This is a genomic window from Streptomyces barkulensis (assembly GCF_002843305.1).
Lineage (GTDB): Bacteria > Actinomycetota > Actinomycetes > Streptomycetales > Streptomycetaceae > Streptomyces > Streptomyces barkulensis.
Map to the genome: position 1 here is coordinate 1 of NZ_PGSG01000102.1, position 18,900 is coordinate 18,900.

The following is an 18,900-nucleotide window of genomic DNA, read 5'->3' on the forward strand; positions in this document are numbered from 1 at the left end:
CACGCCGGGTGGTCTCCAGCACCTCGGGGCCCTTGATGAGGATGCCGAGCTGGGCGCCGCGTCCGGTGCCGACCATCAGGGCGGTGGGGGTGGCCAGGCCCAGGGCGCAGGGGCAGGCGATGATCAGGACGGCGACGGCCGCGGTGAAGGCCGCGGCCGGCCCTCCGCCGGTGCCGAGCCAGAAGCCCAGGGTGCCCAGCGAGATCAGCAGCACCACCGGCACGAAGACGGCCGAGACCTGGTCGGCCAGCCGCTGCACCTCGGCCTTGCCGCTCTGGGCGTCCTCGACCAGCTTGGCCATCCGGGCGAGCTGGGTGTCGGAGCCGACACGGGTGGCCCGCACGACCAGCCGGCCGGAGGTGTTGACGGTCGCGCCGGTGACCGCGTCACCGGCCGAGACGTCCACCGGCACCGACTCGCCGGTCAGCATCGAGGCGTCCACGGCCGAGGAGCCCTCGACCACGGTGCCGTCGGTGGCGATCTTCTCGCCGGGGCGGACCAGGAAGCGGTCCCCGACGGCCAGCTCGGCCACGGGGATGAGCTCCTCGCGTCCGTCGCGCAGGACGGTGACCTCCTTGGCGCCCAGCTCCAGCAGGGCACGCAGGGCGGCGCCGGCCTTGCGCTTGGAGCGGGCCTCGAAGTAGCGGCCGGCCAGGATGAAGGCGGTCACTCCGGCGGCGGCCTCCAGATAGATGTTGGCGGCGCCGTCGGTCCGGGCGATGGTCAGTTCGAAGGGGTGGGTCATGCCGGGCGTTCCGGCGGTGCCGAAGAACAGTGCCCACAGGGACCAGAGGAAAGCGGCCGAGGTGCCCACCGAGATCAGGGTGTCCATGGTGGCCGCGCCGTGCCGGGCGTTGGTGAAGGCCGCCTTGTGGAAGGGCCAGGCGGCGTAGGTGATCACCGGGGCGGCCAGGGTCAGCGACAGCCACTGCCAGTAGGTGAACTGCCAGGCCGGGACCATGGCCAGCGCGATGACGGGCACGGCCAGGATCACGGCGGTGGCCAGGCGCTGCCGCAGCGGCCGCAGCTCGTCCCCCTCCTCCGCGGCGGGGGCCGCCTCGCCGGAGCCCCCGCCGGCCGCCTCGCGCTCGGGGGCGGGGGGCGTGGCGGTGTAGCCGGTGGCCTCGACGGTGGCGATCAGGTCCTCCACGCCGACGCCCTCGCCGAAGGCGACCTTGGCCTTCTCGGTGGCGTAGTTGACGGTGGCGCTCACACCGTCCATCCGGTTGAGCTTCTTCTCGATACGGGCGGCGCAGGAGGCGCAGGTCATGCCGCCGATGGCGAGTTCGACCTCAGCTGCTTCGCTGGCGGTGGTGGTCATCACTGCTCCTCGGGCAGAAGTGACAGGTGCTGGGTGTGGTGCGGGTGCGCAAGAGAGGCCGGGCGGCTCGGCCGGGAGTTCGCGGCCGGTGATCTCACCGGCCGCGGTCGCGCTCCTCGTCCCCGCCGGACGGGAGGGACGGGTGCCGGGCCCGCCGGACAGGGGGCCCGGCACGGGGGCGCGTGGAGAGGACGGGTCAGGCGGCCCGGCCGGTGAGCTCGTATCCGGCCTCGTCGACGACCTCGGCGATCCGGGCGTCGTCGGGCGCGCCGGCGGTGGTGACGGTGACCCGGCCGGCCGCGACGTCGACCTCGACGTCCAGTACGCCGTCCAGTTCGCCGATGACCTTGGTGAGGGTGGCCTTGCAGTGGCCGCAGGTCATGCCGGCGACCGCGTAGACCGTGGCGGTGCCCTCGGCGGTGGCGGTCTGGGTGGCGGTGGTCGAGCAGCTTCCGTCAGGGGTGCAGCAGGACGACATGGTGTTCCTCCGGGAGATCTCGTTCATACCCCAGGGGGGTATCCCTGGTGTCGTCATGTATACCCCCCGCCCCTATGTTTGGCAAGTCCTCGCCATCTGCTTGCGCATACCCCTCGGGGGTATATGCTTCCGTGTCGAGACCTGTTAGGGCAGGGCACGTCCAAGGAGGGTGAGAGCACCATGAACACCGCGCTGAAGATCACCGCGTTCACCGCCGCGCTCGCGGCCGCGTTCGGGGCCGCGTACGGCGTGGGGAACGCCGTGGACCCCGTCTCCGCCGAACCCGCCCCCGCGGCGCACGCCGGCCACGGGGCGGACACGGGACGCGAGGACGCCGCGCCGGGGCACGGGGGAGAGGAGGTCGGCCACGGGGAGGCGCAGGCGGGCGGCCTGCAGATCTCCGAGGGCGGCTACACCCTGGACCTGGACACCCCGCGTGTGAAGGCGGGCGAGGAGACGGAGCTGAGCTTCACCGTCCGGGACGAGGACGGGCGACCGCTCACCTCCTACCGCACCGAGCACGGCAAGCAGCTCCATCTGATCCTCGCCTCGCGGGACCTGGCGGTCTACCGCCACCTGCACCCGAAGCGGGCGGCCGACGGATCCTGGAGCGTCCCGGTGGACCTCCCCGCCGCCGGCGACTACCGCGTCTTCGCCGACTTCGTCCCGGCCGCCGAGGGCGCGAAGCCCCTCACCCTGGGTGCCGACCTCGCCGCCGTCGGCGAGTACGAGCCGAAGAAGCTCCCCGATCCCTCCCGCACCGCCACCGTCGACGGCTACACCGTCACCCTCGACGGCACCCTGCGCCCCGGCGCGACCGGAACCCTCGACCTGAAGGTCGCCAAGGACGGCCGCCCCGTCACCGACCTCCAGCCCTATCTCGGCGCCTACGGCCATCTGGTCGCCCTGCGCGCCGGCGACCTCGCCTACCTCCACGTCCACCCGAACGGTGAGCCCGGCGACGGCGCCACCGAACCCGGTCCCACCGTCTCCTTCGCCACCACCGCCCCCAGCGGCGGCTCCTACCGCCTCTTCCTGGACTTCAAGCACGACGGGAAGGTCCGCACCGCCGCCTTCACCGTCGCCGCCGACGGCACGGCGAAGACCGCAGAGGAGAAGGGCGGCAAGGACGCGGGCCACGACGACGGCGCACACCAGCACTGAACCGGTGCCGCCGGCCGCGGGCGGCCGCTCACCGGGTGGCGGCGGGCTCATCGTTGCGGCACCGGGTCCGCCGCCCGGCGGATCCGCCCGGCGGATCCGGCCGGCTCCACCGGCTCCACCGGCTTCCGGGGCGAGTGCTCCACGCGGCCGAGGAACCCCGATTCCGCCGATCGGGTGCCGGAGACCTCGGCGCCCGGTTCGAAGGCCCTCGCACACCCCACGGTGAACACGTGAGGTGACCGGATGAATGCGGTAAGTTCCGGTTTCCGTATGCCCGGGCCGCTCCGGCACCGCGCCTCCCGGACCCCGGCCGAGCGATCACCCCACGGAGGAAGCGTGACCCCTGCTGCCCGCATCCACCTGCCGCGGTGGCGCCCGCACCGCGCGAGGTGGCTGTGGGGCCTCCTGCTGGGCGCCCTTGCGCTGATGGCTTTCGACTGCCCGGCCCCCGTCCACTTCGCCGGTCATCAGTCCGGTACGCCGCAGGGAGGCGTGACGGGGTATCACACCCGGAACGGCGAGGTGGCCCGGGACGTGCCGGCCACGCCCCGGCACGCCCACTCCGGCGCCGGCTGCGCCGACCTCCTGCGCCCCCGGGCGGGCGCGCCGCTCCCGCAGCCCCCCGTCCACGCGCCGCCGCCCGCCCTGCCCTTCGACGCAGAGCCCGTGACCGCGCAGGCCGTCCGGCCTTTGGCGGCGCGGGGGAGACGGGCCATAACCGCCGGGCCGACGGGCCGGCAGACGCTCACAGCCGTCTGCAGATGGCGGATCTAGACCGCTTCGGTGCGGCCGGTGTGCACCGGCCGCCGCACGGCGCGCACGGACGCGGGACCTCCTCCGTTCCCGCGCACCGCCGCGGTGCGAGATCGAACCTCCGTGTTCAGACCCACCGATCGGAAGCGATCCCATGCACTCCACGACCATCACGGTCCCCACCCCCGCCGGGCGGCCGCGGACCGGCACGGCCTTCCCGGGCCTCGGCCGGACCGCCGACCGCATGTCCGGACTGGTCGGCAACACGCCTCTGCTGTACGTCTCCGAGCCGCTCGCCCCGGCCGGGCGCGGTTTCTGGGCCAAGCTCGAGGGCTTCAACCCCGGCGGCATCAAGGACCGCCCGGCTCTGCACATGGTCGAGCGGGCGCGCACCCGCGGCGATCTGCGTCCCGGCGGAACGGTCATCGAGTCCACCAGCGGCACCCTCGGCCTGGGGCTGGCACTGGCCGGAATGGTCCACGGCCATCCGGTCACCCTGGTCACCGACCCCGGACTGGAACCGTCCATGGCGCGACTGCTGACCGCCCACGGCGCCCGGATCGAGGTCGTCCCCGAACCGCACCCGACCGGCGGCTGGCAGCAGGCCCGCCGCGACCGGGTGGCCCGGCTGCTGGCGCGCCACCCGGGCTCCTGGAGCCCGGACCAGTACAACAACCCGGACAACGTCGCCGCCTACACGCCGCTCGCCCTGGAACTGGCGTCCCAGCTGGGCCACATCGACATCCTGGTGTGCAGCGTGGGCACCGGCGGCCACTCCGCGGGCATCTCCCGGACTCTGCGCCGGCTCTACCCGCAACTGCGGATGGTCGGCGTGGACACCGTCGGCTCCACCATCTTCGGCCAGCCGGCCCGCAACCGGATCATGCGGGGCCTGGGGTCGAGCATCCACCCCCGCAACGTCGCCTACGACCACTTCGCCGAGGTCCACTGGGTCGCCCCGGCCGAGGCGGTCTGGACCTGCCGGCGGCTGGCCGCCTCCCACTACGCGACCGGGGGATGGAGCGTGGGGGCGGTGGCCCTGGTCGCGGGCTGGCTGGCCCGCAGCCGGCCCGAGGGAACCCGCATCGCGGCGGTCTTCCCCGACGGGCCGCAGCGGTATCTCGGGACCGTCTACGACGACGACTACTGCACCGCCCACGGCCTGCTGGGCGTCAGGCCCGCGGAGGAGCCCGACGAGATCGCCCACCCCCGGGTCCGCGAAGTGGGCCGCTGGACCAGGTGCACCACCGTCGTCGACCCCATGACGGCCCCGACCGCACAGGCGGCACAGGCGGCCCCGACCGCACAGGCGGCACAGGCGGCACAGGGCCACGGTGGCGGGGGCCAGCGATGAACAACCTCCTGGCCCGGACCCGCACCTTCGACCGCGGCGTACGGCTGCTGATGGTCAACCAGTTCACCATCAACCTCGGCTTCTACATGCTCATGCCCTACCTGGCCCAGCACCTGTCCGGAACCCTCGGGCTGGCCGCCTGGGCCGTCGGCCTGGTCCTGGGGGTACGCAACTTCAGCCAGCAGGGCATGTTCTTCTTCGGCGGCACCCTGGCCGACCGGCTCGGCCACAAGCCGATGATCATCGCCGGCCTGGTGCTGAGGATCGCCGCCTTCGCCGTACTGGGGCTGGTCGACTCCCTGCCCGCCCTGCTGGCCGCGTCGGCGGCCGTCGGCCTGGCCGGCGCCCTGTTCAACCCGGCGTCCCGGGCCTACCTGGCCCATGACGCCGGTGAGCGGCGCGTCGAGGCGTTCGCCCTGTTCAACGTCTACTACCAGGCCGGAATCCTGTTCGGTCCCCTGGTGGGCGTGGCCCTCACCGGGGTGAGCTTCCGCCTGACCTGCCTGGTGGCAGCCGGTGTGTTCGCCGTGCTGTCGGCCGTGCAGATCGTCGCGCTGCCCGCCCGTACCGCCCGGCACGGCGGCGGGCAACCGGTGGCCGGGGTGCTGTCCCAGTGGCGCACGGTGCTGGCCAACCGGCCGTTCCTGCTGTTCTCCGCAGCGATGATCGGTTCCTACGCGCTGTCCTTCCAGGTCTATCTGGCACTGCCGCTGGAGGTGCGCCGGGTGGCCGGGGACGAGCGGGTCGGCACCATCGGAGTCGGGTTGCTGTTCGCCGCCTCGGGTCTGGCCACCATCGCCGGGCAGACCCGGCTGACCGCCTGGTGCGGGAAGCGACTCGGGGCCGGGCGGTCCATCGTGGCCGGACTGGCCTGTCTGGGAGCCGCCTTCCTGCCGCCGGCGGCCGCCACCGCGATCACGGCGCCCGCCGACGGGCCTGCCCGCTGGCTCCTGGCCGTCCTGCCACCGCTGATGTCGGCCCTGCTGCTGGCCCTGGGGACGATGCTGGCCTATCCGTTCGAGATGGACACCGTCGTGGCCCTGGCGGGCGACCGGTACGTGGCCACCCACTACGGCCTGTACAACACCATCTGCGGGATCGGCATCGCCGTGGGCAACCTGCTCACCGGCGCGGCCCTGGACACCGCGCGTGCCGCCGGTGCGCCGGCTCTGCCGTGGGCCGTCCTCGGCGCCGTCGGCGGAGGCTGCGCACTGGCCGTGCTCCGCCTGCACCGCACGGGCCGTCTGGCTCCGGAGGCCGTGCGGGCGCAGCCCGTCACGGCCTGAGCGGTCGCGCCCCACCTGCCCGGGGGCGGGCACCGGCCGGTGCCCGCCCCCGGGCTTACAGGCGTGCGGCACGGTCGATTCCCCCGCCGTGTCGTGCCGCTTCCGGCCGGCTGGTTCCTGCCCCGGTGTGGCGCGCCCGGCGCCGTCATCCGGACCTGCTCGCGGTGGTCGGCCGCCCGTCCTCCGAGTACGACGCGGTGATCGCCGAGCACGACACCCCGGCCGTCCACCGCCTGCCCGGGCGGTCCCGCCGGGTGGCCGTCACCCGAGGGGCGATCAGGGCGCTCTCCCGGGAACAGCTCCAGGCCGTACTGCCGTACTCGCGCACGGGCGCGCCCACATCGCCGGGCGGTACCGGTCCTGGGCCGACCGGGTGCGGCGGCCGGGACCATCGGCCCCTGCGCCGCGGTCGGCGCGGAGGCATCCTGGCAGTAGGCGGAACGCCGGAACGGACGCGACGACCGCGTCGGCCGGCCCGGGAGGTGACGGACGATGATGTTCTGGAACGGCCACGGCGTCAGCGGCTGGGAGTGGTTCGCGATGTCGGCCGGCATGATCCTGTTCTGGGTGCTGGTCATCACCGCGGCGGTCCTGCTCTTCCGCGCCCTTGACCGCCCCCGGCAGAGCCCCCGCGCACCCCAGGGGCCCGGCACGCCCGGGGGGTCCTCCGCCGAGCGGCTTCTGGCCGAGAGGTTCGCCCGCGGCGAGATCGACGAGGAGGAGTACCGAGGCCGTCTGGCCGTCCTGCACTCCTCCGGCCCACCCGCCAAATCCTGACCGGGGCGGTGACCCGCTCTCCGGATTCCGGCCCGGCCGGCGGCGGTTCTCCCGCCGCCGGCCGGGCCGGCTCAGCGGGACGCGGAGGCCGGACGGGCGGTCGAGGGCCCGTCGTGGCAAGGGATCGCGCGGCCGGCCGCCGACCGCGCCCGGACCTCCGGGCGGCACCGCCCGCACCGCCGGCTCCCCTACCGCCGCCGGCCACCGGCCGTGCGGGAGCGGTCGCCGTACGGAATGAATCACTCCTCGCGGGGTACCGGCGTGCAAGCGCCCCGTGCGAGCCGGGGCGGACGACTCCGGACGGACGTTGGGCGAGGAGAACATGCGCGAGTTCCTGGACCTGGGGGCGATGCTGCTGCTCGCGGCCGGTGCGGTCGCCGCACTGCGCCTGCTCCACCGGCTGACGGCCGTCCGGGGGGAGCCGCTGCTCGCCGCGCCCTTCCTCTCCGGGAACACTCCCGGCGAGCACGCGCTGTCGCGTTTCCACGCCCGCTGGTACGCGCTGACGCTGCTGTTCCTCGCCTTCGACGTCGAGATGCTCTTCATGTATCCCTGGGCGGTCGTCGTCGCCGAGGTCGGGATGGCGGCGGTGGTGGAGATGTTCGTCTTCCTCGGCCTGCTGATGTGCGGCGTGGTGTACGCCTGGCGCGAGGGGGCCCTGCGATGGGCCTGAGCACCGCTCTGCGGAACCTGTCGGAGCGCCTGGCCGCACCGGCCGCCCGCAGCCCTCGCGTCCTGCTGGTGGCCTGTCCCGGGGCCACGGCCGTACGGCTGGCGGCGGAGGCGGCCGTGGCCGGGCTCGGCGGCCGTCCGGCCGGCTCGCCCGCGGAGGCGGACGTCCTGCTCGTGGCGGGAGAACCGTCCGAGGAGATGCGGGCCGCCGTCGACACGGTGTGGGGACAGATGCCGGAACCGCGCGTGCGGGGGGAGGTGTCGCGGCCCCGGGACGCCGGGGCGGTACTGCGCGGCCTCCTGCCCGCGCTCACCGGCCCGGGGCAGGAGGCGGAGGCCGCGCGGCGGGACGACGAGTGGGGGATGAGTGGAGGAGAGGACGGCCACGGCGGGCACGGTGGCGGTGGTCACGAGGGCGGCCACGAAGGCCACGGTGGTGGTCACGAGGGCGGTCACGAAGGCCACGGTGAACACGGGGGTGGTGACGGCGGTGGTCACGGAGACCACGGCGGGATGCGGATGCCCGGCGGACTGATGATGGCCGACCGCGCCGAGGACCGCGACGGCCTGAAACTGGACGTGCTGCACGTACCGCTGGGGCCGGTGCTGCCCGGCTGGCCCGCCGGTCTGGTCGTCGACACCGTCCTGCAGGGGGACGTCGTACAGCGGGCCGGGGGCCGGGCGCTCCCCTTCGCTGGGCCGGGCGGTCCGCCGTTCTGGCAGGCCGACGGCGATCACCCCGTGCCTCCCGGGGCCCGTACGGCCGCCTGTCATCTGGACTCGCTGGGACGGCTGCTCACTCTGGCCGAATGGGAGGACGCCGCGGCCGGGGCCCGCCGACTGCGCGACCGGCTGCTCGCGGGCGAGCCGGCGGAGGCGGTCCGCACGGACTTCGGACCGTGGCGGCGGCGGGTGGAGCGCTCGCGCACGCTGCGGTGGGCGACGGACGGCATCGGCGTGCTCACCCCGGCCGACGCGGTACGGCTGGGTGTGAGCGGTCCCGCCGTACGGTCCCGGCCGCCCCATGACGCGACCGCGCGGTGGCTGCGGTGGCTGGCGGAGACGGACGAGGCGCTGGCCGGTGGGCAGGCGCCCGGCGGAGGCCCGCGCGGCCACCGGGCCCCGGACGGCTCCCCGCCCTCGCGCGGTCTGCTGGACGCGGCCGTCGAGCTGATGCCGGGTCTGGAGCTGTTCACCGCCCGGCTGCTGGTGGCGAGCCTCGACCCCGACCCGGACGAGCTGGCCGGGCCGGAGCACGGGTCGGAGCACGGGGAGGACGAGGCGCGGGGCGAGGGGACGGAGGAGGGCTCGCACCGGGACCACCACGGCAGCGGCGGGCACGGCAGCGGCGAGCACGGCCACGACGGGCACGGCCACGACGGGCACGGCAGCGGCGGGGGTGGTGAGCGGTGACCGTCACCGGAGCACCGGTGTGGGCGGTGGTGCCCGCGGCCGGGGTGCTGCTGGCGATGGCGCTGGCCGCCGCCGTGCTCGACGCCCTCCTCGGCACGGCCGGGACCGGCGGAGGCGGCGGAACCGCAGCGGCGGCTCGCGGCCGGAGGTGGTCCCGCCCGCTGACCGAGTCGGCGCGGCTGATGCGGCAGCGCGGCCGGACCACGGTGGCGCCGGACCGGCTGCTGTGGCGGATCGGCACGGCCGGACCGCTGGTGGCGGCCCTGCTGATGGCGGCGGTGGTGCCCGTGGGCGGGACGGTGGTGGCCGACCTGCCGGTGGGCATCGTCTGGTTCAACGCGGTGGACGTCACCCTCTGGGCGGTGGTGTGGCTGGCGGGCTGGGGGCCGAACAGCGTGTATCCGCTGGTGGGCGGTTACCGGTTCGTCGCCCAGGCGCTCGGTTACGAGCTGCCGCTGATGTTCGCGCTGACCGCGCCCGCGGTGGCGGCGCGGAGCCTGAGCGTGGGCGAGGTGGTCCAGGCCCAGCGGGGGCTGTGGTTCGCGGTGTGGATGCCGGTGGCGTTCGTGGTGTTCCTGGGGGCTGTGGCCGCCTTCGGCATGTGGGGGCCGTTCTCCTCCCCGGTGGGCCGTGACGCGGCCGGGGGAGTGCTGGCGGAGGCGGCCGGGGTGGACCGGCTGCTGCTGCTGGCCGGGCGGTACGCGCTGCCGGCGGCCGGGTCGGGGATGGCGGTCGCGCTGTTCCTGGGCGGCGGCGCGGGGCCGTGGCTGCCGGGCTGGCTGTGGTCGCTGATCAAGACGCTGGCCGTTCTCGCGCTGCTGGTGGTGCTTCGGCGCCGGCTGCCGGTGCTCAGCCCCGAGCGGATCGCCCGGATCGGCTGGCTGGTGGCGCTTCCTGCGGTGCTGCTGCAGGTCCTGGTTGTGTCCGCCGTCGTGGTGGCGAAGGGGTGAGGTGAGGTGCAGACCGCGCTGTTCTGTGTGCTGGCGGTGGTGGCCGTCGCGTCGGGTGTCGCGGTGTTCACGGTGGACTCCATGGCCCGGGCCACCTACGCCCTGGCCCTGTCGTTCGTCGCCGCCGGTGTCTCGCTGCTGCTGCTGGACCTGGCCTATCTCGGTGTGGTGACGATCCTGATGATGGTCATGGAGATGGCGATCATGGCTGTCTTCATGGTCATGTTCATGATGAACCCGGCCGGTCTCATGCCGATGTCGATGCTGCACAACAAGCGCGGAGCGGTGGTCATCTCCGGCGGGGTCTTCCTGGCCCTGGGCGCTGTCGCGCTGCTCGTCCCGTGGCCGGAGCGGCGCGGCACCGCGCCCGCCGATCCGACCCGGGCGGCGGGCGAGGCGATCATGGGCTCGAAGATGCTGGTGATGACCGGTGTCGGCGCGGTGCTGTTCACCACCATCGTGTCGGCCCTCGTCCTGGCCGTCTCCCGCGGCCGGTACGGCGACGACGAGGGCGCGCAGGACGGGCACCGCGAAGACCGTGGCCCGCACGGCGGCCACGGCGACGGACACGACACGGATGCCGGCCATACCGATCACGCCGATCACGCCGGCCACGGCACGCACACCTCCCCCTCGCCGCAGGGGGGCGCCGCATGACGCTGGAACTGTTCCTGCTGCTGGCCTCGGCCCTGTTCGCCGTCGGGGTGTACGGGGCGCTGAGCCAGCAGTCCGTGGTGATGGTGATGATGGGCCTGGAACTGATGGTCAACGGCGTCATCGTGGCGGCGGCCGCCTTCTGGTACTTCCTCGCCCCGGCGGCCCCGGACGGACAGGTCCTGGTGCTGGTGGTCATCGCGGCCATGACCGTCGACATGGCCATGGGCTTCGCCGTGGTGACACTGCTGTTCCGCGCGAGGGACGCCGACATGACCGACATGGCCGCGGAGCTGAAACGGTGAGCGGGCCGAGCGCGCTGCTGTGGTCCCTGGTGCTGCTGCCCGCCGCGACCGGAGGCGTCCTCGCCCTGTCCGGCGGCGGACGCCGCACCGCCGGGACGTACGACCGGCCCGGCGGCACCGGCCGTGCCGCGCCCGCCGTCGCGGTGGCCGTCGCGGCGGTCACCCTCGCCCTGGCGGTCGCCGCCGCCCTCGTCCGGCCCACCGCGCGGGCCGGTTTCGTGGCGGGCGGGCCGCTGGAGCTGGCGGTGGACGGGCTGTCGGCCGCGGTGGTCGTGACGGTGGCGGCGGTCGGTCTGCTCGTACTGGTCTTCGCCGCGGGCGGCATCCGCGCCGAGCGGCCCCGCTTCTTCGGCCTGATGCTGCTGTTCGTCGCCGCCGTCCTGGTCACCGCCACCGCCACCACCCTGACCGCCCTGCTGCTGGCCTGGGAGGTGATGGGCGCCACCTCCTACGCGCTGATCGCCTTCCGCTGGCGCGAGGACGCCCCCGCGGCGGCCGGGACGACCGCCTTCCTCACCACCCGCGCGGGCGATCTCGGGCTGTACCTGGCGGCGGGCGCCGCCCTCGCCGCCCCGGCCGGGGAAGCCGGCGCCGGCGACCGGCTCGCCCTGGACGCCCTGGCAGGCCTGGACGGCGCCTGGCCGCACCTGGCCGCCGCCGGGGTGCTGTTGGCCGCCTTCGGCAAGGCCGCCCAACTGCCCTTCTCCTTCTGGCTGTCGAAGGCGATGCTCGGCCCGAGCCCGGTCAGCGCCCTGCTCCACTCGGCCGCCATGGTGGCCATGGGCGGCTATCTGCTGCTGCGGCTGCGCCCGCTGCTGGAGTCCGCCGGCTGGGCGTCCGGCGCCGCCGCCTGGGGAGGTGCGCTCACCGCGCTCGCCCTGGGCGCGGTCGCCCTGGCCCAGCGGGACCTCAAACAGCTCCTGGCCGCGTCCACCGCCGCCCAGCTCGGCTTCGTCGTGCTGGCAGCCGGAGCCGGGAGCGTCGCGGGCGGCACCGCCCACCTCGTCGCCCACGCGGCCGTCAAGTCGCTGCTCTTCCTGGCCGCCGGGGTGTGGCTGGCCACGCTGGGCACCGAGGACCTGGGCGCCCTGCGCGGGGCCGCCCGCCGGGACCGGGCGACCGGTCTGCCGTTCGTGGTGGGCGCGCTCGCCCTGGCAGGGGTGCCGCCGCTGTCTCTGTGGGCCACCAAGGACGAGATCCTGGCCGCCGTGGACTCCCCGGCCCTGTACGGGGTGGTGCTGGCCGCCGCCGTCCTGTCGGCCCTGTACGCGGGCAAGGCGATCGGCCTGCTGCTGGGACCGGGCCCCGAACCGCCCGCCACGGCCGGACGGAAACCGGGGGGAGGGATCTCCGGCCCGCTTCGGAACGCACCCCTGATCCTCCTCGCCGCCGGAGCCGCCGTGCTCGGCGCCCTGGCCCTGCCGCCGCTGGCCGGAGAGCTGAAACGGGCGGTCGGGGCGCCCGGTGAGCCCTCGGCCGGCGCGGCCACCATGGTCGCCACCGCCGTACTCGCCCTGGCCGCGGCCGCCTTCGCGGCCGTCTCGGCGCCCAGGCTGCCGGAGCCGGCCTGGGCCCGCGCCTGGCTGTACCTGGAGACGGCCGCGCACACCGTCGCCGTACGCTCCGCGCTGGCCGCCGCCCGCGCCCTGGCCCGGTTCGACGACAGCGTGCTGGACCGAGCCGTCACGGGGACCGCCGCGGGGGTGCGGCGCCTGGCCTCGTGGGCGTCGGCAGCCGACCGCTCGGGGGTGGACCGGGCCGTCCGGGGCGTCGCCGACGGCGCCCGGTATCTGGGCGAGCTGGCGCGCCGCCCGCAGACCGGACAGCTCCACCAGTACTACGCCCAGGCCCTGGTCCTGCTGACCGCGGCCGCCGTCCTGCTCCTGTTGCTGAGGTGAGCATGCTCTCGCTGACCGTCTTCCTGCCGCTGGCCGCCGCCCTGGTCCTGTCGGCCCGGCGCGGCCTGCCCGACGCGGCCGTGCGGTGGCTGTGGGTGGCGGTCTCGGCAGCGGAACTGGGCCTGGTGGCCGCGCTGTGGGCCACCTACGACGGCCCGGGCATCGGCCACGAGACCGACCGGCCGTGGATCCCCGGCGCGGGCGCGGGCTACCACATCGGCGTCGACGGGCTGTCCCTGCCGCTGCTCGCCCTGACCGCCACCGTCTTCCTCGCCTGCGCGGTGTACTCGCTGCGGGACGGCCGCGCACAACACGGCATCCGCCGCTTCGCCGCCCTCTTCCTGGCCCTTGAGACCACCTGCCTGGGCCTGTTCGCCGCCCTGGACCTGATCCTGTTCTTCCTCTTCTTCGACCTGTCCATCGTCGGCATGTACCTCGTCATCGCCGGCTGGGGGCACGGGGAGCAGGCCGCCCGCTCGGCGCTGAAGTTCTTCCTCTACACCTTCGTCGGCTCCCTCGCGCTGCTGCTGGGCTTCATCGGCCTGTACGCGGCCTCCGACCCGCACACCTTCGACATCACCGAACTGACCGCCGACCCGCCGCTCCAGGGCGGCGGTGCGGCGGGCCCGCTGGTGCTGCTGGCCATCGCGGTCGGACTGGCGGTCAAGACCCCCACCTTCCCCTTCCACACCTGGCTGCCCCCGGCCCACACCGACGCGCCCGCCGCCGGGTCGGCCGTACTGGCGGCGGTCCTGCTGAAGATGGGCACCTACGGCTTCGTGCGCATCGCCATGCCGATCCTGCCGGAGGACTGGCGCACCTACGCGATGGTCTTCGTCGCCGTCGGCGTCGTCTCCGTCCTCTACGGAGCCCTGGTCGCCCTGGCGCAGAGCGACTTCAAACGGATGGTCGCCTACACCAGCGTCAACCACATGGGCTACATCCTGCTGGCCCTGGGCGCGGCCGGAATGGTCGCCGGCACCGACGAGGCCGCCCGCTCCACGGCCGTGACCGGGGCGGTGGTCCAGATGGTCAGTCACGGACTGATCACCGGGGCCCTGTTCCTGCTGGCCGGGGTGCTGATGGAACGCGGCGGCACCTATGAGATGGACGCCTGGGGCGGGCTGGCCGGACCCATGCCGCGGTTCGCCGCACTGACGGCCGTCGCCGCCTTCGCGAGTCTGGGCCTGCCCGGCTTCAGCGGTTTCGTCGCCGAGTTCCAGATCTTCGCCGGGAGCCTGGGGGCCGTACCGGTGGCCACCGCCCTGGCGCTGCTGGGCATCCTGGTCACCGCCGGGCTGTTCCTGTGGGCGCTGCACCGGCTCCTCCTGGGGGTCCGGCGCGAACCGAGGCCGGTCGGCGCGGACCTGCGCCCGGCCGAACTGCTGTCCGTGGCACCGCTGCTGGCGCTGTCCCTGCTCATCGGCGTCCTGCCCCGGTGGCTGCTGGACACGGTCGAGCCCGCCGCCCGCACGGTCGTCGACCTGGTCTCCCGGTGAGCGGCGTGGAGCGGGCGGGATCCTCGGGCAGGGCGCTCCGGGAAGGCGACGGTGACTGACATGCACAAAGAACCGCTGGCCCTCCTCCCGGAGATCCTGCTGCTGCTCGGCGCCGTCGCCGCGCTGCTGGCCGGCTCCTTCCTGCCGCGCCGTCGCCAGTGGGCCGCCCGCGCCGGGGCCGCCGCCGCGCTCGCGGCCTCCCTGGCCGCCGCGGTGGTCCTCGCGCCCGGGGACGACCGCACCGTCTACGCCGGCACCTACGCGCTGGACGGCGCCACCGACGCGGTCCGCGTCATCGTCCCCGCCGCGGCCCTGACCGTCCTGGCACTGGCTTCGGGGCGGGTGCGCGGCGACCGGCGGGAGACCGAGTTCTGCGTCCTGGTGCTGCTCGGCTCGCTCGGCGCCGTGCTCCTGGCGGGCACCTCCGACCTGCTGCTGCTGGCCGTCGCCTACCTGCTGGCCTCCATCCCCCTGTACGCACTGGCCGGCTGGGGGCGCGACGCGCGCGGAGCCGAGGCCGCCCTCAAGCTCTACCTGCTCGGTGTGCTGCTGGGCATCACCATGCTGCTGGGCACCGCCGTCCTGTACGGGCTGGGCGGCGCCACCGACTACGCGGCCCTGGCCGACGGGCTCCCCGGCGCGCCCAAAGCCGCTCTGGCGGTGGGGACGGTGGCGCTGCTGGCCGGTCCGCTGTTCAAGGCCGGTGCCGTCCCCGCCCACTTCTGGGTGCCCGACGCCGCGTCGGGGGCGACGGTGCCGGCCGCCGCGTTCCTCACCACGGTTCCCAAGATCGGCGCGCTGGTCGCCCTGTACCGGGTGCTCACCGTCCTTCCCGAACAGGCCCTGCAGTGGCGGGTGCTGCTGGCCGTTCTGGCGGTGGCGACCATGACGCTGGGCAACCTCGCCGCCTTCGCCCAGAGGGACCCGCTGCGGCTGCTGGGCTACTCCACCATCAGCCAGGCCGGCTATCTGCTGATGGCGGTCGCCGTCGCGGGGCGCGCCGAAGCCCTGCGCTCCCTGCTGCTCTACCTCGCGGCCTACGCCGTCACCAACCTCGGCGCGTTCGCCGTGGCCGCCGCGCTGCCCACCTCGCGCACCCTGGAGGCTTACCGCGGTCTGGGGCGGCGCCGGCCCCTGCTCGCCGCCGCGCTCACCGTCTGCCTCCTGGGCCTGGTGGGCACCCCGCCCACGGCGGTGTTCATGGGCAAGCTGACAATCTTCTCCGCCACCTGGGACGGGGGCATGGCCTGGCTGGCCGTCGTCGCCGCCGTCAACACCGTCGCCAGCCTCTTCTACTACCTGCGCTGGATCGCGCCGGCCCTGTCCATTCGCGGGCCCGGCCCGTCCCCGCGGGACGCCGGGCCGTCCGGAGGGAACGGGCGACAGCGGGAGGCGACGGCGGCCACCGCCGGGCCCGGGCCCGAGCGCTGGGCGGCGGGCACGGCGGTGACCGCCGCCTCGGCCACCCTGGTGCTCGGCGCCGGCGCGGGATGGGTGCTCGGCGCCCTCTCCGACACCCTCGTACGGTGAGGCCGCCGCAAGGGGGCGGCCGGGGCGGCCGGGGCGGCTCGGCGGCTTAGAGGACGGCGGGCCCATGCCGCAGCGGGCGCCCCGGAACGGGGATCCGCCGCCCTGCCGGGCACGGGCGCGCCCAGGGGGCGCTTCTTCACCCGTTCGCATCCTCCGGGAGGGATTTTTCCGCGACCGGACTGGCCAACGCATACCCCTAGGGGGTACCTTTTCGGTGCTCGGATACATACCCCCCTCCCGTATAGGAGTATGTGATGTCCTCTGCCCCGCCCTCACCCAATCCCCGGCGCTGGAAGGCGCTCGGGCTGATCGCGCTGGCCCAGTTCATGGTGATCATGGACACCTCGATCATCGGGGTGGCCCTGCCGCAGATGCAGACCGACCTGGGCTTCTCCCAGGAGAACCTCTCCTGGGTCTTCAACGCCTACGTCATCGCCTTCGGCGGGCTGCTGCTGCTCGGCGGCCGGCTGTCGGACCTGCTCGGAGCCAAGCGCGTCTTCAGCGCCGGATGGGCCGTACTGGCCGTCGGCTCGCTGATCGCCGGCCTGGCCGGCGAGGTGTGGGTCGAGCTGGCCGGCCGCGCCGTACAGGGCGCCGGCGCCGCCCTGATCGCCCCGGCCGCGCTGACCCTGCTGATGATGCTCTTCGGCGGCAACCCCAAGGAACTCACCAAGGCGTTCGCCCTGTACGGGGCCGCGGCGCCGGCGGGCGGCACCGCGGGCGTCTTCCTCGGCGGCGTTCTGACCGAGTACGCCAGCTGGCCGTGGGTGTTCTACGTCAACATCCCCATCGCCGCGCTGGTGCTGGCCCTCACGCCCTCGCTGATGCCCTCCGCCCCGCCCCGCCGCGGCTCCGTCGACCTCCTGGGCGCGACCGCCGTCACCGCGGGACTGGCCGTCGCCGTCTACGCCATCGTCCGGGCTCCCGAGACCGGCTGGGGCGCGGCGCGGACCTGGCTGGTGCTGGGTGCCGGCGCCCTGCTGCTGGTCGCCTTCGTCGCACTCCAGGCACGCCGCAGGGAGCCGCTGATGCCCCTGCGGATCTGGCGCGCCCCCAACCTGGCCGCCGCCAACATCGCCCAGCTGCTGCTGGCCGCAGCCTGGATCCCCATGTGGTTCTTCCTCAACCTCTACCTCCAGCAGGTGCTGGGGCTGGGGGAGTTCGCCGCGGGATCGGCGCTGCTGCCGATGACGGTCGCCATCATGGTCATGATGATCGTGCTGGCGCCCCGGCTGATCGCCCGCTTCGGGCCCAACCCGCTGGTCGTCGCGGGAATGCTGGTGCTCGCGGCCGGTATGTTCTGGCTGTCCCTGGTCCGCCCCGACGGCACCTTCTGGGCGGACGTGCTGCCCGCCTCGCTGGTGGCGGCGGGCGGTATGTCGCTGGCGTTCATCCCCTCGCTGGGCACCGCCGTCTCCAGCGCCCGTCCCGAGGAGGGCGGCCTGGCCTCCGGCATCGTCAACACCAGCTACCAGGTGGGCTCCGCCCTCGGCCTGGCGGCCATGACCGCGGTGGCCGCCTCCCGCGGCGCACAGGAGCTGGGCAACCCGGCCGCCCTCACGGACGGCTTCTCCGCGGCCTTCCTGGGGGCCGCCGCCATCGCCGCGGCCGGAGCCGTCATCGCCTGGTTCACCCTGCGCCCCGCACCCGCGCCCGAGGCGGCCGCCGAGCCCGCCGGATCCGAGCGGGACAAGCCCCGTACGGCGGAGGCCCGCTGACGCACCGTCCCCGTCCGAACCGACCGCCGGTGCCGCCGGACACGGAAGACCCCCGTGCCCGGCGGCGCCCCTGCCCCGGAGGCTCCTGATGCAGCAGATCGAGGTCTACGGCACCGACTGGTGCCCACAGGTGAAAGAGGTCCTGGCCCGGCTCGCCGGCGCCGGCGCCGCCTACCGCTACCACGACATCGACACCGACAAGAAAGCCGCCAAGGCCGTCTACCGCCTGCAGCGCGGGACCCGCCGCGTCCCCACCCTCGTCCTGCCCGACGGCACCGTTCTCGTCGAGCCCACCGACGACCAGCTCCGCGACCACCTCACCGCGGCGCCCGGCCCCGAGCGGAAGGGGGAGACGGAGTGAGGATCCCCCCGACGGCCGCCGACCTGCGCCGGGCGGTGGACCATCCGGCCACCCGCTGCCTGCTGGCCTGCCTCCTGGCCGCCATGGCACGCCGAGTGCAGGAGGCCTCCCCCTCCCCCTCCCCCTCTCCCGCCCGGAAGAACGGCTGTTCCTCCTGACCGCCACCGACCCGAGGGCGGGCACAGGCCGACGGATGCAGCCGGCGGACGTACCTGCGCGACGCCACCGGTCCGCCTGAGCCGGACCGCGGTGATGACGTGATGGTCGACATCCGCGGCCCCGAAGGCCCACCCGGCGATCCCGACACGCTCCCCGGGCCGCCGCGGAACGTGCCCCGGCCCCCGTCAGGAAGGCCGGCCGCGGGCGGGCGGATGCCGATGCGCGACTTCACCGGCGCGCTGTCCGCCCTCCGCCTGCCCGCCCTGTGGTTCGAACGCCATGTCCAGCTCGCCCTCCTGTGGACGCCCCACGCCCGGCGGGAGGACTGGCTGCGAGCCGGCCAGGCCCTGCAGTACGTCCTCCTCACGGCGACCGCCGCCGGCCTGCGCACATCACTCCTGCACCAGGCCACGGAGTGGCCCGACCTGCGGGCCGCGACGGCCCTTCCCCGGCACAGGCGGTGCCACCCCCAGGTGCTGATCCGGTTCGGCTACGGCCCGGACGGCGCCCTCACGCCGCGGGCCCCCGGACACCCGGCGGCCCGCACCGCGACACCGCCCGCGACCGGCACCGGGCCGGGCTGAACGCTGCGCCCCCGAACGTGTTTT

General features: G+C 74.7%; 19 protein-coding genes. 17 read left to right on the plus strand and 2 right to left on the minus strand.

Annotated elements, in window-relative coordinates; all coding sequences use genetic code 11:
* Both CUT83_RS20510 and CUT83_RS20515 read right to left on the minus strand, forming a co-directional pair.
* Positions 1–1,321: heavy metal translocating P-type ATPase (locus tag CUT83_RS20510; protein WP_173915118.1), on the minus strand; the 1,321-nt coding region annotated here is incomplete at its 3' end.
* A gap of 196 nt (positions 1,322–1,517) precedes the next feature.
* Positions 1,518–1,799, minus strand: coding sequence for a heavy-metal-associated domain-containing protein (locus CUT83_RS20515; RefSeq protein ID WP_093852456.1), 282 nt, complete (start codon positions 1,797–1,799; stop codon positions 1,518–1,520).
* Positions 1,800–1,979: 180 nt separating this feature from the next.
* On the opposite strand from CUT83_RS20515, the gene CUT83_RS20520 reads away from it, so the two are divergent.
* The 17 genes from CUT83_RS20520 to CUT83_RS20605 all read left to right on the plus strand — a co-directional run bounded on the left by CUT83_RS20520 (position 1,980) and on the right by CUT83_RS20605 (position 18,876).
* Entirely contained in the window at positions 1,980–2,963 is a 984-nt protein-coding gene (locus CUT83_RS20520; protein ID WP_240958389.1) for a DUF8832 domain-containing protein, read from the plus strand.
* Positions 2,964–3,299: 336 nt separating this feature from the next.
* Positions 3,300–3,737, plus strand: a complete 438-nt coding sequence (locus CUT83_RS20530; RefSeq protein WP_101257314.1) for a hypothetical protein — start codon at positions 3,300–3,302, stop codon at positions 3,735–3,737.
* A gap of 133 nt (positions 3,738–3,870) precedes the next feature.
* Positions 3,871–5,070 (plus strand): PLP-dependent cysteine synthase family protein, encoded by a 1,200-nt coding sequence (locus CUT83_RS20535; protein ID WP_101257315.1) that lies wholly within the window; start codon positions 3,871–3,873, stop codon positions 5,068–5,070.
* A complete protein-coding gene (locus CUT83_RS20540) occupies positions 5,067–6,356 on the plus strand; it encodes an MFS transporter (RefSeq protein ID WP_101257316.1) in 1,290 nt (429 codons plus the stop codon). The genes CUT83_RS20535 and CUT83_RS20540 overlap by 4 nt, the downstream gene beginning before the upstream one ends.
* Positions 6,357–6,848: 492 nt before the next feature.
* The gene (locus CUT83_RS20550; protein WP_101257318.1) at positions 6,849–7,133 is read left to right on the plus strand and encodes an SHOCT domain-containing protein; all 285 of its coding nucleotides are present in this window, start codon (positions 6,849–6,851) and stop codon (positions 7,131–7,133) included.
* Positions 7,134–7,455: 322 nt separating this feature from the next.
* Positions 7,456–7,806: an NADH-quinone oxidoreductase subunit A gene (locus tag CUT83_RS20555; protein ID WP_412719150.1), complete on the plus strand. Its 351-nt coding sequence runs from the start codon at positions 7,456–7,458 to the stop codon at positions 7,804–7,806.
* Positions 7,797–9,218 carry a hypothetical protein gene (locus tag CUT83_RS20560; protein ID WP_194074721.1) on the plus strand — a complete coding sequence of 474 codons (1,422 nt, stop codon included), beginning with the start codon at positions 7,797–7,799 and terminating at the stop codon, positions 9,216–9,218. The genes CUT83_RS20555 and CUT83_RS20560 overlap by 10 nt, the downstream gene beginning before the upstream one ends.
* Entirely contained in the window at positions 9,215–10,168 is a 954-nt protein-coding gene (locus tag CUT83_RS20565) for a complex I subunit 1 family protein (RefSeq protein ID WP_240958390.1), read from the plus strand. The genes CUT83_RS20560 and CUT83_RS20565 overlap by 4 nt, the downstream gene beginning before the upstream one ends.
* A 6-nt stretch (positions 10,169–10,174) precedes the next feature.
* Complete coding sequence (locus CUT83_RS20570) at positions 10,175–10,825, plus strand: NADH-quinone oxidoreductase subunit J (RefSeq protein WP_101257319.1); 651 nt, start codon at positions 10,175–10,177, stop codon at positions 10,823–10,825.
* Complete coding sequence (locus CUT83_RS20575; RefSeq protein ID WP_093852432.1) at positions 10,822–11,127, plus strand: NADH-quinone oxidoreductase subunit NuoK; 306 nt, start codon at positions 10,822–10,824, stop codon at positions 11,125–11,127. The genes CUT83_RS20570 and CUT83_RS20575 overlap by 4 nt, the downstream gene beginning before the upstream one ends.
* A complete protein-coding gene (locus CUT83_RS20580) occupies positions 11,124–13,025 on the plus strand; it encodes a proton-conducting transporter transmembrane domain-containing protein (protein ID WP_101257320.1) in 1,902 nt (633 codons plus the stop codon). The genes CUT83_RS20575 and CUT83_RS20580 overlap by 4 nt, the downstream gene beginning before the upstream one ends.
* A gap of 2 nt (positions 13,026–13,027) precedes the next feature.
* Positions 13,028–14,524, plus strand: a complete 1,497-nt coding sequence (locus CUT83_RS20585) for a complex I subunit 4 family protein (RefSeq protein WP_101257321.1) — start codon at positions 13,028–13,030, stop codon at positions 14,522–14,524.
* Positions 14,525–14,584: 60 nt separating this feature from the next.
* On the plus strand, positions 14,585–16,054 hold the full coding sequence (locus CUT83_RS20590) for an NADH-quinone oxidoreductase subunit N (RefSeq protein ID WP_101257322.1): 1,470 nt from the start codon (positions 14,585–14,587) through the stop codon (positions 16,052–16,054).
* Between the two features lie 254 nt (positions 16,055–16,308).
* Complete coding sequence (locus CUT83_RS20595) at positions 16,309–17,772, plus strand: MFS transporter (protein ID WP_101257323.1); 1,464 nt, start codon at positions 16,309–16,311, stop codon at positions 17,770–17,772.
* 88 nt (positions 17,773–17,860) lie between these two features.
* The gene (locus tag CUT83_RS20600) at positions 17,861–18,133 is read left to right on the plus strand and encodes a glutaredoxin family protein (RefSeq protein ID WP_093852437.1); all 273 of its coding nucleotides are present in this window, start codon (positions 17,861–17,863) and stop codon (positions 18,131–18,133) included.
* Positions 18,130–18,291, plus strand: a complete 162-nt coding sequence (locus tag CUT83_RS30150) for a hypothetical protein (protein ID WP_158239038.1) — start codon at positions 18,130–18,132, stop codon at positions 18,289–18,291. Before CUT83_RS20600 ends, CUT83_RS30150 begins: the two co-directional genes overlap by 4 nt.
* 219 nt (positions 18,292–18,510) lie before the next feature.
* Entirely contained in the window at positions 18,511–18,876 is a 366-nt protein-coding gene (locus CUT83_RS20605; RefSeq protein ID WP_420882493.1) for a nitroreductase family protein, read from the plus strand.
* The last annotated feature ends 24 nt before the right edge of the window (positions 18,877–18,900 follow it).

What these genes read in the sequence shown, in the direction of transcription:
- CUT83_RS20585 (WP_101257321.1), top strand. Translation starts at nt 13,028, where the DNA reads ATGCTCTCGCTGACCGTCTTCCTGCCGCTGGCCGCCGCCCTGGTCCTG.
- CUT83_RS20600 (WP_093852437.1), top strand. Translation starts at nt 17,861, where the DNA reads ATGCAGCAGATCGAGGTCTACGGCACCGACTGGTGCCCACAGGTGAAA.
- CUT83_RS20605 (WP_420882493.1), top strand. Translation starts at nt 18,511, where the DNA reads ATGCGCGACTTCACCGGCGCGCTGTCCGCCCTCCGCCTGCCCGCCCTG.
- CUT83_RS20575 (WP_093852432.1), top strand. Translation starts at nt 10,822, where the DNA reads ATGACGCTGGAACTGTTCCTGCTGCTGGCCTCGGCCCTGTTCGCCGTC.
- CUT83_RS20535 (WP_101257315.1), top strand. Translation starts at nt 3,871, where the DNA reads ATGCACTCCACGACCATCACGGTCCCCACCCCCGCCGGGCGGCCGCGG.
- CUT83_RS20595 (WP_101257323.1), top strand. Translation starts at nt 16,309, where the DNA reads ATGTCCTCTGCCCCGCCCTCACCCAATCCCCGGCGCTGGAAGGCGCTC.
- CUT83_RS20560 (WP_194074721.1), top strand. Translation starts at nt 7,797, where the DNA reads ATGGGCCTGAGCACCGCTCTGCGGAACCTGTCGGAGCGCCTGGCCGCA.
- CUT83_RS20540 (WP_101257316.1), top strand. Translation starts at nt 5,067, where the DNA reads ATGAACAACCTCCTGGCCCGGACCCGCACCTTCGACCGCGGCGTACGG.
- CUT83_RS20590 (WP_101257322.1), top strand. Translation starts at nt 14,585, where the DNA reads ATGCACAAAGAACCGCTGGCCCTCCTCCCGGAGATCCTGCTGCTGCTC.
- CUT83_RS20515 (WP_093852456.1), bottom strand. Translation starts at nt 1,799, where the DNA reads ATGTCGTCCTGCTGCACCCCTGACGGAAGCTGCTCGACCACCGCCACC.
- CUT83_RS20555 (WP_412719150.1), top strand. Translation starts at nt 7,456, where the DNA reads ATGCGCGAGTTCCTGGACCTGGGGGCGATGCTGCTGCTCGCGGCCGGT.
- CUT83_RS20550 (WP_101257318.1), top strand. Translation starts at nt 6,849, where the DNA reads ATGATGTTCTGGAACGGCCACGGCGTCAGCGGCTGGGAGTGGTTCGCG.
- CUT83_RS20520 (WP_240958389.1), top strand. Translation starts at nt 1,980, where the DNA reads ATGAACACCGCGCTGAAGATCACCGCGTTCACCGCCGCGCTCGCGGCC.